The 16,196-nt window shown below is 69.5% G+C and carries 12 protein-coding genes; 5 read left to right on the top strand and 7 right to left on the bottom strand.

Annotated features, from left to right (window positions below):
- The first annotated feature begins 9 nt into the window (after positions 1-9).
- Genes ARC20_RS07795 through ARC20_RS07775 form a run of 5 tightly spaced genes read left to right on the top strand, consistent with a single transcriptional unit; the run spans position 10 to position 6,596 of the window.
- On the top strand, positions 10-1,545 hold the full coding sequence (locus ARC20_RS07795) for an amino acid permease (protein WP_237642533.1): 1,536 nt from the start codon (positions 10-12) through the stop codon (positions 1,543-1,545).
- The gene (locus ARC20_RS07790) at positions 1,542-2,981 is read left to right on the top strand and encodes an amidase family protein (RefSeq protein ID WP_057646210.1); all 1,440 of its coding nucleotides are present in this window, start codon (positions 1,542-1,544) and stop codon (positions 2,979-2,981) included. The genes ARC20_RS07795 and ARC20_RS07790 overlap by 4 nt, the downstream gene beginning before the upstream one ends.
- The gene (locus tag ARC20_RS07785; protein ID WP_057646209.1) at positions 2,981-3,610 is read left to right on the top strand and encodes an FMN-binding negative transcriptional regulator; all 630 of its coding nucleotides are present in this window, start codon (positions 2,981-2,983) and stop codon (positions 3,608-3,610) included. Before ARC20_RS07790 ends, ARC20_RS07785 begins: the two co-directional genes overlap by 1 nt.
- Positions 3,607-4,596 (top strand): alpha/beta hydrolase, encoded by a 990-nt coding sequence (locus ARC20_RS07780; protein WP_057646208.1) that lies wholly within the window; start codon positions 3,607-3,609, stop codon positions 4,594-4,596. The genes ARC20_RS07785 and ARC20_RS07780 overlap by 4 nt, the downstream gene beginning before the upstream one ends.
- Positions 4,593-6,596, top strand: coding sequence for a S9 family peptidase (locus ARC20_RS07775; protein WP_057646207.1), 2,004 nt, complete (start codon positions 4,593-4,595; stop codon positions 6,594-6,596). Before ARC20_RS07780 ends, ARC20_RS07775 begins: the two co-directional genes overlap by 4 nt.
- A gap of 31 nt (positions 6,597-6,627) precedes the next feature.
- Here the strand turns inward: ARC20_RS07775 and ARC20_RS07770 are convergent, their stop codons facing one another.
- From ARC20_RS07770 to ARC20_RS07745, 7 genes are all read right to left on the bottom strand, one after another.
- Positions 6,628-9,690 (bottom strand): autotransporter family protein, encoded by a 3,063-nt coding sequence (locus tag ARC20_RS07770; RefSeq protein ID WP_161809476.1) that lies wholly within the window; start codon positions 9,688-9,690, stop codon positions 6,628-6,630.
- A gap of 248 nt (positions 9,691-9,938) precedes the next feature.
- On the bottom strand, positions 9,939-11,969 hold the full coding sequence (locus ARC20_RS07765; RefSeq protein ID WP_108143272.1) for an alkaline phosphatase family protein: 2,031 nt from the start codon (positions 11,967-11,969) through the stop codon (positions 9,939-9,941).
- Positions 11,970-12,000: 31 nt separating this feature from the next.
- Positions 12,001-12,504, bottom strand: coding sequence for a hypothetical protein (locus ARC20_RS07760; protein ID WP_057646205.1), 504 nt, complete (start codon positions 12,502-12,504; stop codon positions 12,001-12,003).
- A gap of 369 nt (positions 12,505-12,873) precedes the next feature.
- Positions 12,874-13,464: a hypothetical protein gene (locus ARC20_RS07755; protein ID WP_146165774.1), complete on the bottom strand. Its 591-nt coding sequence runs from the start codon at positions 13,462-13,464 to the stop codon at positions 12,874-12,876.
- Between the two features lie 230 nt (positions 13,465-13,694).
- The gene (locus ARC20_RS07750) at positions 13,695-14,756 is read right to left on the bottom strand and encodes a hypothetical protein (protein ID WP_057646203.1); all 1,062 of its coding nucleotides are present in this window, start codon (positions 14,754-14,756) and stop codon (positions 13,695-13,697) included.
- A gap of 154 nt (positions 14,757-14,910) precedes the next feature.
- On the bottom strand, positions 14,911-15,039 hold the full coding sequence (locus ARC20_RS18835) for a hypothetical protein (RefSeq protein WP_272914604.1): 129 nt from the start codon (positions 15,037-15,039) through the stop codon (positions 14,911-14,913).
- A 105-nt stretch (positions 15,040-15,144) separates the two neighbouring features.
- The gene (locus tag ARC20_RS07745; protein WP_202595434.1) at positions 15,145-16,143 is read right to left on the bottom strand and encodes an alpha/beta fold hydrolase; all 999 of its coding nucleotides are present in this window, start codon (positions 16,141-16,143) and stop codon (positions 15,145-15,147) included.
- Between the last annotated feature and the right edge of the window lie 53 nt (positions 16,144-16,196).

The raw sequence follows: 16,196 nt of genomic DNA, 5'->3' as shown, positions 1-16,196 counted from the left end.
AGGGTCCTCGTGAAAGCGCGCCTGCTCGGACGCTGGCAGCTGGCGCTGCGGCGCAAGCCGCTGGAAGCGGTCGTCGCCGACGGCGACCGCGCCGGGCTGCACCGGCGCCTCGGCGCTGGCAGCCTGATGGTGCTGGGCATCGCCAACATCCTCGGTGCCGGCATCTACGTGGTGACCGGCGCGGCGGCGGCGAATTTCGCCGGGCCGGCGGTGATGCTCTCGTTCGTGCTGGCGGCGATGGCCTGCGGGTTCACCGGGCTGTGCTACGCGGAGCTGTCGTCGGTGATCCCGGTCTCGGGCTCGGCATATTCGTATTGCCAGGTCACGCTGGGCGAAGGCGCAGCGTGGGCGCTGGCGTGGATGGTGATCCTCGAATACCTGCTCGCCGCCGCGGCGGTGGCGGCCGGCTTCTCCGGTTACCTCACCAGCCTGCTCGGCGACCTGCACGTACACGTGCCGATGGCGCTGGCGGTGTCCAGCGTCACCGCCACGCAGCAGGGCGGGCACACGGAGCTGGCCTTCAGTGGCGGCCTCAATGTCGTGGCCGCGCTGGCGGTGCTGGCGGCGGCCGGCATCCAGATCGCCGGCGTCGGCCGCTCGGCGCTGGCCAACCTCGTCCTGGTGCTGACCAAGATCGCCGTGCTGCTGGCGTTCGTGGCGGTCGGCTCGCAGTTCATCGACGCGGCGAACTGGCAGCCGTTCCTGCCGGCCAACGAAGGCGGCTTCGCCTACGGCTGGCCCGGCGTGCTGCGCGCGGCGGCGATGCTGTTCTTCGCCTACCTCGGCTTCGAAACGGTGTCGATGGCGGCCGCCGAAGCGCGCCAGCCGCGTCGCGACGTGCCGCTGGGCATCCTCGGCTCGCTGGTGGTGTGCACGGTGCTGTACATCGCCGCCGGCGCGGTGCTGACCGGGCTGGTGCCGTTCCGCGAACTCGGCGTGCCGGACCCGGTCGCACTGGCGGTGGACCGCATTGGCTGGCCCGGCTTTGCCGTGGTGATCAAGATCGGCGCGCTCACCGGCCTGGGCTCGGTGCTGCTGGCCAACGCCTATGGCGCCTCGCGCATCAGCCTGAGCATCGCGCGTGATGGCCTGCTGCCGGCGTTCTTTACCCGCGTGCATCCGAAGCTGGGCACGCCGTGGCTGGCGAGCGTGGCCTTCGGCAGCGTCAGTGCGTTGCTGGCGGCACTGCTGCCCATCGGCATCCTGGGCGATCTCATCTGCCTGGGCATCGCTTCGGCCTTCATCGTGGTGTGCATCGCGGTGATGTGGTTGCGCTCCACTCGCCCGGACCTGCGCGGTGGCTTCCGCGTGCCGCTGGGTGGCGTGTGGGTCGGCGGCGCATGGATCGGCGTGGTGCCGGTGCTGGGCATCGTGATGTGCGTGGCGATGATGGCCCCGGTGCTCGGCGACATGTTCGCGCAAGTGCGCCGCGGCGACCTGCTGCCCGCCAGCCTGCTGCTTGGCTACATCGTGGCCGGCGCGCTCCTCTACTTCTTCTATGGCCAGCGCCATGCGCGCCGGCAAGTGCAGGACTCGAACGCATGACCCCGCTGGATTTCCCCCTGGCCCAGGCGTTGCAGCTGGGCCATCTCGACGCGCACGGCCAACACGCGCTGGTGCGCAGCGGCGAGCTCTCGCCACGCGAATTGACCGCCGCGGCCGTCGTGCGCGCACGCCATCTCGACCCGGCGCTCGGCGCGCTGTGCCACGCCGATTTCGACGGTGCGCTCGCGCGTGCCGAGGCAGTGGATCGCGAAGCCCCGATGGCCGGCGTGCCCTGGCTGCCGAAGGACTCGCTGCGCTACCCCGGCATGCCGACGCGCGGCGGTTCGCGTTCGCGCAGCAACGTGCTGGCGAACGATGCCTCGCTGTTCGTGCAGCGCTTCGATGCCAGCGGGCTGGTCGCCATCGGCAAGAGCACGATGCCCGAGTTCGGGCTGATGGGTTCGACCGAACCGCTGCTCGGCCCGGTGACGCGCAATCCCTGGTCGCTGGCGCATTCGCCCGGCGGGTCGAGCGGCGGCGCCGGCGCGGCGCTGGCGGCCGGCATCGTGCCGCTGGCGCATGGCAGCGATGGCGCCGGCTCGATCCGCATTCCGGCTTCGGCCTGCGGCGTGGTCGGGCTCAAGCCAGGTCGCGGCGCCACCGTACCGGTGCGCGGCCGGCATGCCATCGAAGACCTGATCGTCGCCGACAGCCTGATGTCGCGCAGCGTGCGCGATACCGCCTGGGCCTTCGCCACCGCGCATCCGCGTGCGGATGTCGATCTCGCCGGCCTGGCGCGTGCGCCCAGGCGACTGCGCATCGGCGTGGTGGCCGAATCGTTGCCGGGGCTGGCCCCGGATCCGGCCGTCGCCGCGGTGCTCGACGACACCGTGCGCCTGTGCGCCTCATTGGGTCACCACGTCGAAGCCACCGCCTATCCGCTTCCCGGCCGCGATATCTGGCAGGCGCTGTACACCTTGTGGTCGCGGCTGGGGCTGGACGCCGTCGAACTGGCCGAAGCGCAGGGCGGCGAGCGTTTCGCCGCTGACGCGTTGGAACCCTGGACGCACGGCCTGGCGCACTACCACCGCACGCACTGCGGCGTCGCCGAGCTGGAGCAGGCCTACGCGATGCTGGCCGCGCTGCCGCCGGCCTTCCACGCCTTCCACCAGCGTTACGACGTAGTGCTCACGCCGACGCTGCGCACGCCACCGCCACGCCTGGGTGAATTGGCGCCCGACCGGGATTTCGAGGCCTTGATGCCCGCCATGTTCCACTGGATCAGCTACACCCCGCTGCAGAACCTCGCCGGCACGCCCGCGATCTCGTTGCCGCTGGGGCACGCAGGCGCGTTGCCGGTGGGCGTGCAGTTCGCCGCCGACAGCGGACAGGAGCCGCTGCTGCTGCAGCTGGCCGCCGAACTCGAACAGGCCGCGCCGTGGCGCGACCGCTGGCCCGCCCTTTCGGTGGCCACCGCATTGAAGGAAACCCGCTGATGGGACACGCCCGCGATAGCCGCTACGCCGCGCGCAGCCAGGACGACCTGCTGCGCCTGCTTGCCACCCAACCCTTCGCCTGGCTGGTATCGGCCGGTGGCGAGGATGCCGCCTTCACCCCCCTGCCGCTGCGCGCCGAATGCGACGCGCAAGGCCGGCTGGTCGCGCTGCGCGGCCACGTCGCACGCCGCAACCCGCACGTCGCGCGGCTGCGCCGCGACGGCCGCGCGCAGGCGCTGGTGATGGGCCCGCACGCCTATGTCTCGCCCAGCTGGCTCGATGACCGCACGCAGGCGCCGAGCTGGAACTACGCCGCCGCCGTATTCGAGCTGGACGTAGTGGTGAGCGAGGAGGAAGCCGACATCCGCGCCGAACTCGATGCGCTGGTCACGCAGATGGAAGCGGGGCGACCGCGCGCCTGGTCCTTGCAGGAAATGGGCGAACGTTATGCCCGCCTCGCCACCGGCGTGACCGCGCTGCGCGGCGACGTGCGCGCGGTGCGTGCCACCTTCAAGCTGGGTCAGGACGAAGCCCGCCACGATTTCGCCCAGCTGCTGCTCGGGCTGCAGGCCGGTGGCGAGGATGAGCTGGTCGCGTGGATGCGTGATTTCGCCGGGGATGCCGCATGAGCCGCAGCCTGGAGGCACTGGACCCGCAGATCCGCCGCTTCATCGAAGAGGTTTGCCGCGAGGGCGCCCGCCTGCGCGGCGACAGCCAGCCGGGCTGGCCGCAGCGCCGCGTCATCGCCGCGCAGGCCCGCGCCCCCTGGCGCGAAGGCGGCCCGCGCATGCGCGACATCGCCGACGTGCGCCTGGCTTCCGCGCATGGCGAGTTCGGCGTGCGCATCCTGCATCCGCAGGCCGGTGCTGCCACACCTTCGCCGGCGCTGGTCTACCTGCATGGCGGTGGCTGGTGCCTGTTCGGCCTCGATACGCATGACCGCCTGCTGCGCGAATACGCCGACGCGATGCGCCTGCCGGTGGTGGCCATCGACTACAGCCTCGCGCCGGAGCACCCGTATCCGGCCGCGCTCGACCAGGCGGTGGCGACGCTGGATTGGCTGCAGGCCCATGGCGCGGCGTTCGGTATCGACGCGACGCAGCTGGCCTTGGGCGGCGATTCGGCCGGCGCGAACCTCGCCGTCGCCACCGCGCTGCGCCTGCGCGAGCGCGGCGAGCTGGCGCGCATCCGCACGCTGCTGTTGAACTACGGCGCCTGGGCGCCGGCGCTCTCCGATACCGCGCGGCAGACGCTCGGCACTTCGGAGGACATGCTCAGCGGCGCGGAGATGGACGAGTTCTGGGAGGCCTACCTCGGCCCGGATGCGGCACGGGTCGCCGGCCCGTACTCGGCGCCGCTGCTGGCCGAACTGCGCGACCTGCCGCCCGCGCTGATGCTGTGGGGCGACCGCGACGTACTCGCCGAACAGAACGCCGACATGGCCCAGGCGCTCATCGCCGCTGGGGTTCCAGTACGCACGCAGGTGCATGCCGGCGCGCCGCACAGCTTCATCGAAGCGATGGCGGTGTCCGAGCAGGCGCGCGAGGCGGTGGCCCGCGGCGCGGCCTGGGTGCGCGATCATCTCTCTTCCCCCCCGCCAGGACACGCCGCATGACCTCGACGCTGCACCGGCTGCTCGCCGCCTGCCTGCCCTTCGCGCTGCTGTGGCCGGGCACTTCCCTCGCGCAGGCCCAGGCCGAACTGCCGACGCCGGAGAAGATCATGGCGCTGCGCGTGGTGGGCGATCCGCAGATCGACCGCGAGGGCGCGTGGATCGCCTACACGGTCGGTACGCCGCAAGGCCAGGGCAAGCCACCGCGCAGCCGCATCTGGCGCGTGGCCGCCTCCGGCAAGACGCAAGCGCGCGAGTTGCCCGCGCCGGATACCGCGAGCGAGGAACATCCGCGCTGGACGGCCGATGGGCGTTACCTGGATTTCGTCTCCGACCGCCCGCTACCCGGCGACGCACCGCAGCCCGGCGTGGCCGCGACGCAGGTATGGCGCATCGCCGCGCAAGGGGATGCACCCACGCAGATCACCCGCTCGCAGGGTGACGTCAGCGCTTTCGACGTGTCGCGCGACGGCACGCGCATCGCGTACCTCGCGATGGACCCGACCGATGCGGCTGCCCAGCAGGCGACGGACCGCAAGGACGACGCCGTGCGCGTCGAGCATCCCACCCGGTTCTCGCGCGCATGGGTGCGCGAGCTGCCGAACGGCGAAGCGCATGCCCTGACCGCGCCCGGCCTGCAGGTGCACGACCTGGCGTGGTCGCCGGACGGTCGCACGCTGGCACTGCGCGTATCCGACGGCACCACGCTCAACGATTACTGGTACCGCTCGCGCGTGGTGCTCGTTGATGCCGCGAGCGGCGCGCTGGGGCAGGTGCTCGAATCCCGCGCCTCGGCGCATCCGCTGCAATGGTCGCCGGATGGCACGCGCCTGCTGTTCGGCCGCCTCGGCGACCACGGCATGACGGCGGATCTCACCGTGCAGGACATCGCCAGCGGGCACCGCACCGTGTTGGCGAATGACTGGAACGGCACGCTGTGGCTGGCACGCTGGCAGGACGACCACACGCTGGTCGGCGAAGGCCAGCGCGGCGCGCGCGGTGCGTTCCTGCGGCTGGACGCGCGCGATGGCCGCTGGCGCGAGATCGCGCGCCCGCAGATTCCGTTCCAGTCCTTCACCACCGCACGCAGCGGGCGCAGCGCGTACCTAGGCATCCGCGACGACCAGCCCGCCGAAGTGTGGACGCTGGACAACGGCAAGCTGGCCGGCCGTACCGATCACCACCCGGAAGTCGCCGGCTGGGCGCATGGCCAAGTGCGCGAGCTGGAGTGGAAGTCTTCGCGCGATGGCCTGCGCATCACTGGCTTGCTGGTGACCCCGCCCGGCTGGAAGCGCGGCACGCCGCTGCCGACGCTGGTGCAGGGCCACGGTGGCCCGGCGTGGGCGTGGTGGTCGGGTTGGCTGGGCTCGTGGCACGACTGGGCGCAGCTGCTCTCCACGCATGGCTATGCGGTCTTCCTGCCCAACCCGCGCGGCTCGGAAGGCGGCGGCCATGCGTTCGCGGAGATGGCGCGCAATGACTGGGGCGGCGCGGACTTCCAGGACATCCTCGACGGCGTGGACGTGCTGGAGAAGGAAGGCGTGATCGACCCGCAGCGGCTGGCGATCGGCGGCTGGAGCTACGGCGGCTACATGTCGGCCTGGGCGGTGACGCACAGCGACCGCTTCAAGACCGCCATCGTCGGCGCCGGCGTGATTGATATCGGCGCGATGGCACTGACCACCGACACGCAGGATTACCTGCCCGGCTATTTCGGCGACCCGGTAACGAACCGCGCCGCGTATGACGCGCACTCGCCGATCCGCTACGCCGACCAGGTCAAGGTGCCGGTGCTGATCCTGCACGGCGAGCAGGACAAACGCGTGCCGCTCTCGCAAGGCGAGATGTTCTACCGGGCACTCAAGTTCAACGGCACGCCGGTGGAAATGGTGACGTATCCGCGCGGGCCGCACTGGTTCTACGAACGCGAGCACGGGCGCGACGTGCAGCAGCGGGTGCTGGATTGGTTGGATGCACAGCTGGGCGTGACGCGGGCGGAGTGAGTCCGCCCGCCGCCCTCATCGCGTGGCGGGTTTACGGCGAACCGAAACGCTTCTCCACGCCCAGCTGCACCGACTGGTTGTCGCCACTCGTGCTGTCGAGGTAGTTCTGGTACTCGGCACGCAGCAACCAGCCGGCCGCCTGCCACGAGAGGCCCGCGCCCAGCGTGCCATGGCTGCGCGAGCGCCCCTCCAGCGTGGCCTGGTAGAACGGGCCGTCCAGCGTGTCGAGATAGCGCATCGTCGCCTGGCTGTCGCCTTGCAGGTCACGGCCGAACTCCGCGCGCAGCATCGGCTGCCACAGTCCGGCGCCGCGCCGCAGGGTCCATTGCGCCAGCAGGCCCAGCGAGGCGGTGGAGGTGTCCACGGTCTGTCCGCGGTAGTCGAGCGCATGGCTGGCGTCGCCGGATTCGCTGTAGGCGTCCAGCGACGCGCGGGCCACGTCGAGGCGGCCGTAAGGCGTGAGCAGCAGGCTGTCACTGCGATACGGATAGCCCGCCGAGACCGAAGCGAATATCTGGGTACCATCGCGGCGGCCATCCACCAGCGCGGCGGTATCGGTGACGTAGCGGCGCGTGTCGAAACGCAGCCACTGGTAGCCGGCCAGCCCTTCCACGTAGAAGCGGTCGCCCGGCTGGTAGCTGGCGTAGACCGCGACGTTGTAGGCGTCGGTCTGGCTGCGGCTGTCGTGCTGGCCGATGCCGCTGTCGTCATGGCCGTAGCCGGCGCCCACGCCCAGCGTCACGCGCTCGCCGAAGGCCCGATCCACGCCGATGCTGACGCCGGTGGTAGTGAAGTCGATGGCACTGTCGCGGCCATTCGGGCGCTGGTCGCCGAAGTTGATCGCACCGCCCGTCCAGATCGCCAGATCGCCGGGCAGGCGATGGTTGGCGGCTTCCGGCACCGTCACCGCGGCCGGGGCGTCGTCCGGCTGCACGAGATAGCGGCGATTCCACAGGTCTTCGTCGCTTCCATTGCCCGCGTGCTGCGCACTCGCCGATGCCAGGGTGATGCCGTTGCTGAAACCACTGGCGCGGCCCGCGCGAAGCGCTTCGAGACGGCGCTGGAAATTGCCCATCTGCCCGCTGGCCAGGCGTCGGGCCGACTCGGCCTGCGCGTTGAGCAGGCCAAGCACTTCGGCATCCTTCGACGGATCGCTGCGCGGAGTGATCGAGATGCTGAGGGTGCCCGGCGCCGAGGTCGCATAGGCATTGGTCAGGGTGTAGGCGATCTGCACCAGGCCGCCGGACGCGGTAGCGGCGACGAAGGCCAGCCGGTAGCCGTCCTGCGCGTTGCCCGAGAGCGTCGCGGTGCCCGCATTCGCCGGCGACACGGAGAGCAGCGTCGCAGCCGTGAACGGTCCGCCGGAAGCCTGCGCGGTGAGATCCACCGTCACCGTGCCGCCCGCCACCGCGGTGGTGCTGAGCACGGCTGCCACTGGCCGCGCCTGCACGCTGATGCGCACGGTGGCCGGTGCGGAGCTGCCGCCCGGGCCGGTAACGACGTATTGCAGCGCGTCCTCGCCAGCGTAATCGGTGGCCGGCGTGTAGATCACGCCGAGGCCGCTCACCGTCGCGCTGCCATGCGCGGGCGCGCTGGAGATCGCGATGCTGGTGAAGACACCTTCGTCATTGCCAGTCACCGCCAGGGTGACCGGCTGGTTGGACAAGGTGGACGCCGCGTCGTCACGCGCCTGCGGCGGGGGCTGCGCCGGCGCGGCCACCTGCAGCACCAAGGCCTGCGTGGCGGTCTGGCCCGCGGCATCGGTGACGCGCACGGTGATCGGGAAGTTGCCCGTGCGCGTCGGGGTGCCGGAGAGCCGCCCGGCCGCGGACATCACCACGCCCTCGGGGAGCGTGCCGGTGGTGATGGCGAACACGTAAGGTGCATCGCCGCCGCTGGCGCTGACCTGCTGGTCGTACGCCTCCGCTTCGGTGGCGCTGGGCAGCCCGGTGGTGGTCAGTGCCAGCGCGCCGTTGGCCGAGACGATCGAAATCGAACGCGATACCTGCGCGGCAGGCGTATGCGCGGCGTCGCCGCCCTGGTCCGCATGGACCACGCAGGTGCCCAGCGTCAGCGGCGTCAGCACACCCGCACCAGTCACGCCACAGACCGCAGGCGTAGTGGTGGAGAACTGCACCCCAAGGCCGGAGGTTGCGCTGGCCGTCAGCGACACGGCCTGGCCGAATGGCACGCTGGCCGGCGGGCTGAAGGAGATCGATTGCGCTTGCTGCGGCGTCACGCTCGCCGACGCCGCGGATGCCAGGCCGGTGCCCGCCAGGTTGGTCGCGGTGACGCTGAAGGTATAGGCCGTGCCATTGCTCAGCCCGGTCACGGTGAGCGGCCCGGCCGGTCCGCTGGCAGTGGCACCGCCGGGGCTGGCGGTGACGGTGTAGGTGGTGATCGACGCGCCGCCATCGCTGGCCGGCGGCGCGAAGGCGACCACGGCCTGGGCGTCACCCGCCGTTACCGTGCCGATGCTGGGTGCGCCAGGCACCGTTGCGTAGGTGAAGCTGCCGGCGCTCACGGTGCCCGCATCGGTGGTGACCGTCAGCGGCACCGTGCCGCTGCCTGCCGGCACCACCGCCGTCAGGCGAGTATCACTCGACAGTGTATAGCTGGCGGCGGTAGTGCCGAAACGCACCGCGGTCATGCCCAGGAAGGCCGCGCCGTCGATCTGCACCGTGTCGCCGGCCAGGCCCACCACGGGAGACGCAGCGGTCACGCTGGGCGCCTGCGACACGCACGTGACCTGGTACTGGGTGGTGCCCGTCGCGTTGGTGTTGCCGCTCCACAGGTACAGCGTGGACGGTCCGCCGATGACACCCGTCTGGAGCGTGATGGACTTTTGTTGCGGTACGCCGTTGGTGAAGAGGTTGAGCGTTTCCGCACCCAACATCAGGTACACCAAATCCGCGTTGGACGTCCCGCTGACGGACAGCGTGACCTGGTCCCCGATATTGAGGTTCATGGCCTGCGAGGGATTGAAGAACACCGTGCCCCCCGGGGCAAGCGTGCCGCTGGCACCGTTCAGCAGCTGGCAGCCGGTCGAGGCCGCGGCATTGCCCACGATACCGGCCAAGGCCAACAACGCCACGGCACCCACCCGACTGGCGCGTGCCAGCGATCCCACGAAATCCCCACGCATGCCACTTCCCCTTGAAGCGCATCACGACGGCGGATCGCCCGGTACAGCGCTGTGCGGAAAGGCTAAGGCGACGGCGCCGGAATGGGCATCCCCGAAATCGGGGAGCCGTGCTCCGGAGGGAGTAGCGCGGCGCGGGACGGCATCGCACCCGATGCCGTCGCCGACGCCTCACGCGATCAGGCGATTGCCCGCCTGACTCACGGCGCGCGCCCCTCCTCCGGCGTGGCGATGGCCTGCAGCCTGGCTGCGGTCACCTGTGCCGACACCTCGGCCAGATAGTCGCGCGCGTCGCCGCGCGTGCGCAGCTGCTCGAACCGCTGCCGGACCGCCAGCTGCGCCACGTCGTCATCGCCGGCCAACTCCAGCGCGGTCTTCAGGGCGATCGCCAGCACGCCGGGCAGATTGCCCTGTCGCGGCAATGGCTCGGCGGCGCGCAAAGCGAACAGTGCCGCCTCGGCGCCCGCGTCCGCCACCGGCGCCGTCGGCGGAACCGGATCGGGAAGTGTCAGCGGGCAATCGCTGCGAGGCGTCTGGAGCAATTTCGCGGTCAGCGACTTCGCCGCCCGGTCGCGATTGGTCAGCGGACGCAGCCCGAACAAGGCTTCCACGGTGGCCAGCACGGAGCTGTGGTCGTAGACGGTGTGATCGACCTCGGCAGGCAACCACGGCGAGATCGCGATGGCGGGTACCCGCACGCCGGACAGGTCGAAGTTGAAGCCATGCGTGTTCAGGCCCAGCGGCCCGCTGCGATCGCCCGGTGTCGACAGCGCCTGCGGCGACTGCGAGTCGTAGAAGCCGCCATGTTCGTCGTAGGTAATGATCAGCAGGCTGTTCTGCCAGACCGGCGAGTTGCGGATCGTTTCATACACGAACTTGACGAGGCCTTCCGCCCCGCAGGTCTCGTCCATCGGGTGCTGCGACGAGCCATGGCGATAGTTCTCGAGCACCACGTCACCGTAGTTGGGCTCGATGAAGGTATAAGCCGGCTGGTAGCTGCCGGCGAGATCGTGGGGCAGCTCGCCGATATCGTGGACGTCCATCCGGCTGACGCCCTTGATCGCCGCCACCTGGGCGATATCACCGCCATCTTCGACATGCAGATGCGGGCGCGCGAACTGGCTGTGCTCGTCGTTGTACAGCCCATAGGGAATGCCGGCATTGTCCAGCGCGTCGAAGATCGAGCCATTCGGGTACACGAAGCCGTGCACCGTAGACCACTTGAGCAGCTCGCCCATCGTGGGGCTGTGGTCCAGGCCGCTGGAGGACGCCCCATGCACGAAAAAGCGATTGGGCCAGGTGGGGCCGGGCATCGACGAGAACCAGTGATCGCAAAGCAGGAAATTCCGCGCCAGCGCGTTGAGCACCGGCAGCTGGGTCGGCGTATCGAAGCACGCCATCACCTTACCGACATCCGCGGCCGGCGTCTCGGGCACCGTCGCATAGTTGTCGACATAGCCGGCGCGGGTGATCTCCGGATAAGGCCCCTGCGAGGGATAGGTCGCGGAGGCGCCGGCCAGCTGCTTCACCACGTCCTCGAATTCATGGCCCGGGTCGGTGGGCATCGCCACCGGCGCGGGCCTGGACACGGGATAGCTGCTGCCATCATGCCGGTTGATGTCCGTGGCGGGCGTGGCGGCGGTGATCCCGGGAATACCGGACATGGCGAAGATGTTGTCGAACGAGTGGTTCTCCAGCATCAGGACGAACACGTGCTGGATCGGGAACTTCGGACGGATCGACCCCGCGTTGAAGGTGACGCTGTCATAGGTGCCGGATAGCGGGATCACCAACTCATTGGCGCCATCGGTGCCCAGGGGTACCTGCAGCACTTTCTGGTTGCTGTCGACGGACGCCCCACCCAACCACCAGTTGTTGTGCGGGAACCGATGCCCCTGCGCCACGTTGAGCAGCACGCTGCCGGTGCCGCGGCTGGTCCTGAAATGCAGCTTGAGCTGGAAAGTGAAGTTGAGCGCCGCCGGCAGGCTGGAATGTACCCAGCCCCCGTAGGCGTGTCCGCTACCGCCGGATCTCGTCGAGAACACGTCGGCGACCGCGGCAGTCTGGCGCCGGTTGCTCTCGAAGGTCACCACGAAGTCGGTGCCGTTCTTTTGCACACTGACGGTGGATGCATGCTTCTCGCGCGCGGAGACGTCGATACCGCCTTCGAAGGTGACGCGCTCCAGCGCGCCGGAATCGTCTTGAATCGTGAGCACGTTCTTGCTGGTCATGGCAGGTTCCCTGTGCTGTGGTGGCGTGCGGTCAGCGGATCTTCCCGGGCTTGAACACGAAGGACTTGTGCGTGCCCGCCAATGGCAATGACAGCTCGGTGCCCGTATCGCCGATGGGGACGACGAGCGATGGACCACTCACCAGCAGGCCATGGCCGCCGAGCCACCAGTTGTTGTAGGCGCCCTGGTGGCCCTGACCGAGGTAGAGCGTGGCCACGCCGTTGCCTTGCGAGGTGGAGAACGCCACGCGGATTCCGAAGTAGAAATTCAGTTCAGACGGCTTGTCGCCGCCGCCGTTCGGTGCGTACTCGAAGGCGGCACCGCCGCAGGCGGTGTTGAAGTCGTTGGCAATGGCGGACGTCTTGTGGCGGCCCGCCACCACCTCCAGCGTGAACAGCAGGCCGCTGCTGATGATCGTGGGATCGCCATCGAACGGCTGGTCCTTGGATACCTTGAGCGTGCCGGGCAGGTAGGTCATGCCGACCACCGTCCGGGATTCATCCTTGATCGTCACCTTGTTCGGGTGCGTGTGCATGCGCGCATTCCTGGTTGGGTAATGGATCGCACCGGGGCGAGGGCCGGCGCAGCCGGCCGCCACCCTTCCTTGCGCCTGGCGGCAGTCCGCGTTCGCGCGAGGCGGAATCTGGACCGCCCATCGGCGGGCGAACATCCCCGGGATCGGGTAATCGCGCGTGTGAAAATCCGATCCGCGATCGGCTTCGATGTGAAAAGGTGACTGGGTTCTGCTTGCGCCGGGCCAGCCAACCTTCGGCTTCTGTCTTCAGCCTGATGGCCGCAAATGTGCGGCGTCGCGCCTGGCGCGCGCCTTCCGGGTAATCAGGAATCGGCGCGGCAGAAGCAGGCTCAGGCGCTCAACGTCACCAAGGAAATCTGATCGCGGCCTTCAGCGCTGCGATGCGTCCGCCGCCGAGGGCCGGCTGCGCGTCATCTTCCCCTTCACCACGAACGAGGCGCGCAGCGGGACTTCCGCATCGCGCAGGCGGTCGCGCACACGCACGATCACCGTCCAGGTGCCGCGCGGGTCGGCCGGCTCCTCGATGTACTTCATCCACGTGTTGGTCATGTAGACGTTGCGCGGGTCAGTCGTCAGCTTGACGTTGAAGCAGGGCACGTCCTTCTGCACCAGCGGACCCTCGCCATTCGGGCGGTGCATCTCCAGGTCGCACGCCACGTCGGTCATGCCGGTCTTGGGGTCCACCTGCGGATTGGCCAGCAGGATGAGGACGTTGAGTTCGCCGCCCGGCCCTACTTCCTTGGCCGTGTTGAAGTGCGGCGCGTGATCGGCGGGCGTATTCCATTTCTCCTGCCAGTCACGGTCAGGGGTGAGCAGCAGCATCGCGCTGAAGTCCTTGACGGTGGCTTGCGATTCGGTCTCGGGAACCGCCTCGCCTTCGCGGTTCACCCAGCCATCCGCCTGCGCCATCCCCGTCCAGGCCAGCAGGCCCAGTACCGCCCACCTTGCGCTTCGCTTCATGGCGTTCCCCTTCCCTGTGGTCGGCGGGAAGCATCGCCATATGCGGGGGTTCCGGCAAGTGCTCCTGCGGGGCTCCGCCTCCACCGCCGCCCAAGAAGAAAGGCTGCCTTTCGGCAGCCTCTCCACGCTTATCGCAGCAGGGCGATCAGCAGCAGGATCGGAATCGGCACGCCCAGCAGCCACAGCAACATGTATTTCATGGCTCTTTCTCCCTCTTGAGGATTCGTCGATCAGTACAGGTCGCGGCGGCGGCCGCCCCAGGTGGCAAACAGGCTCGCGCAGAACGCGCCCCCCAGCAGCGTGATGAACAGCCACAACGCGGCGTAGGCCGTCGCCTTGCGCGCATCGTCGGCGGCCTGCTTGGCCTGCTGCTTGGCCTTGTCGATGGCCGCGCGCAGGCGCGTCTGCATGTCGTTGACGCGGGCCTGCGCTTCGGCCTGGCTCATGCCGGTCTGCGCCGCGACCTGCTGAACCAGGTACTGCGAATCGGCGGCATCCATCGTCGGCGACTGCAGGCTGTTGAGCACGATGCGCGCCACTTCGGCACGCGAGCCGGGGTGGTCCATGCCCGGACGGGGCGGCGGCGGCGCCGTGCCCGGCATCGGTTCGACACCGGCAGGCCCGCGCACCGGCGGCGGCGGTACCGCACCGGCGTTGGCCGGCATCGGGGTGGCCGGATCGACCGGCGCGGACGCGGATGTCGCCGTATTGCGGCGGAACAGCGAATCCACCCAGTACTGCAGGTCACCGTCCTGGGTGCCGGGCATCGTGGATGCCGCACCCAGCGTGGCCAGCCCACCGGCCGCGCCCGTGGCCGCGCCCGCGGTGGCACCGGCCACCTTCGCGCCGGCACCGAGGATGCCGCCAATCGCAGTCGTCAGCAGGCCCGCCGCGAGCAGCGTGGAGATGGCCCACGACAGGAAACCGTGCGCGGTATCGCGGAAATAGGTTTCGTCGCCATGCAGGCGCGTCCACTTCGTACGAAGGCGGCCGGCGATGTAACCGCCCAGGCCGGAAGCGACGATGGCGGTGAACGTCAGCCACGCGATGCTGGACCAACCGAAGGTTTCCGCACTCACGCCCTCGAATGCCCACGGCGATACCGAGGACAGCCCCAGCCCGACACCGAGGATGACGAGGATGAGGGAAAGCGCGGCGGCGGCCGCGGCGCCGGCAAATATCGCGCCCCAGGACACCGCGCTTTCGGCGGGTGCCGCGAGGGGTTCGGCGGTGGCGGCCACGACGGCCACCGTCTCGACGGCAGGGGTGTATCTATCGCCTGGGATGCTCATTGCATTCGTTCTCCGGAGTCATGCGGGTGTCATGTAGTGAGCGAAGGCTGCGCGCGCCGCGGTGAAAGACGCGAGAGGCGTTCGAGAAGCCGGCGTGCAGAAAAGCTGAGGGCCGCGCGAACGCGACCCTCGACCTTGCCACATGCCAGGCGGCTTACTCTTCCTCGTCTTCCGGCTTCTGCGGCTGCTGTTGTTGCTGCTGCTGTTGCTGGCGGCGCTGCTGCTCGTCCGCCTGCTGGCTGTCGTTGTCGCCCTGCTGGCGCTGCGGGTTCTGCTGGGTCATGTCTGCATTCCTCGGCGGTGGGGATTACCGCCACCCGACGGTGCGCCCCGCTCAGTGACGCGCGCGTGTTGTCCACCCAGCTTGCAATGAATGCTTCAGCGCGGCTCAACGCCGCATCGCCACCGGCGTCCAGGTGTTCCACAGCACCATCGCCTCGCGGGCGATGACATCGGGCCGCTCTTCCGGCCAAAACAGTTTGCTGCCCACCAGGCGGCGTATGCCGCGCGAATTTCCGAAGGCGGCTTCCAGGTAGTCCACGTTCTTCGGCGCAAAAATCGTATCGGCCATGCCCCACACCACGCGTACCGGTGCACGGCTCGCGCGCAACGCTTCGGCCGTGCCGCCGAGCGCATTGCGCGACAACGCGATGGCGTATGCGTGCGCGCGGTCGGTGCGCTGCTGCGTGGAGAGCAGCGGGCCGAAGTAGGTGTCGATGGCTTCGTCGCTCGGGTTCGCTGCATCGGCGTAGCACATGCCGCCGATCCCTTCGGCCGAGCGCGCCAACGTGCGATCCGCATGCCAGCGACCAAGCCATTCCTCGACAAAGCGACCTTCCCGCGCCAGCGCGATCACTGGCAGCAGCGCCGGCGGCGGGCTGTCGATCTCGGTGTCGCAGTTGGTGAGCAGCAGTGTGCGGACGCGTTCGGGATGCCGTGCCAGCAGTAGCTGGGCCACCGCACCACCGCTGTCGTTGGCAACCACATCCGCGCTCGCGATGCCCAGCGTGTCCATCAAGGCGAGCAGCATGCCGACCTGGTCGTCCGGGCCAACCGCCTGCCCCTCCGCCACCTGCGTGTAGCCCATGCCCAGGAAATCCGGCGCGATGCAGCGGCGATAAGGGGCCAGCCGGGGCAACGCACCCCGCCATTGGAAACCATTGAGCGGGAAGCCGTGCAGGAACAACGCGGCCGCGCCGTGCCCCTGCTCCACGTAGGCGATGTTTCCGAACGCAGTGCGTGCGTATCGACGCAGGCCGTGGAAGGTGTTGGCATCCAGTGCCGGATCATCCGCCTGCACGCCGCCGGCGGCCGTGACCAGCCCGGAGAGCGCCAACGAGGCGCCGGCCCAGCCGCTGGCGGCCAGGAATTGCCTGCGATTCAACATGGACATCTCCCTCCGCCCCGGCCGTCCCGCGGCCGTGGTGGGTCATGCCGCCC

This window comes from Stenotrophomonas panacihumi (assembly GCF_001431645.1).
In the GTDB taxonomy this organism is placed as follows: Bacteria; Pseudomonadota; Gammaproteobacteria; order Xanthomonadales; family Xanthomonadaceae; genus Stenotrophomonas_A; species Stenotrophomonas_A panacihumi.
The sequence above is the reverse complement of the archived record's forward strand: the minus strand, read 5'-3'. Positions and strand labels throughout refer to the sequence as shown.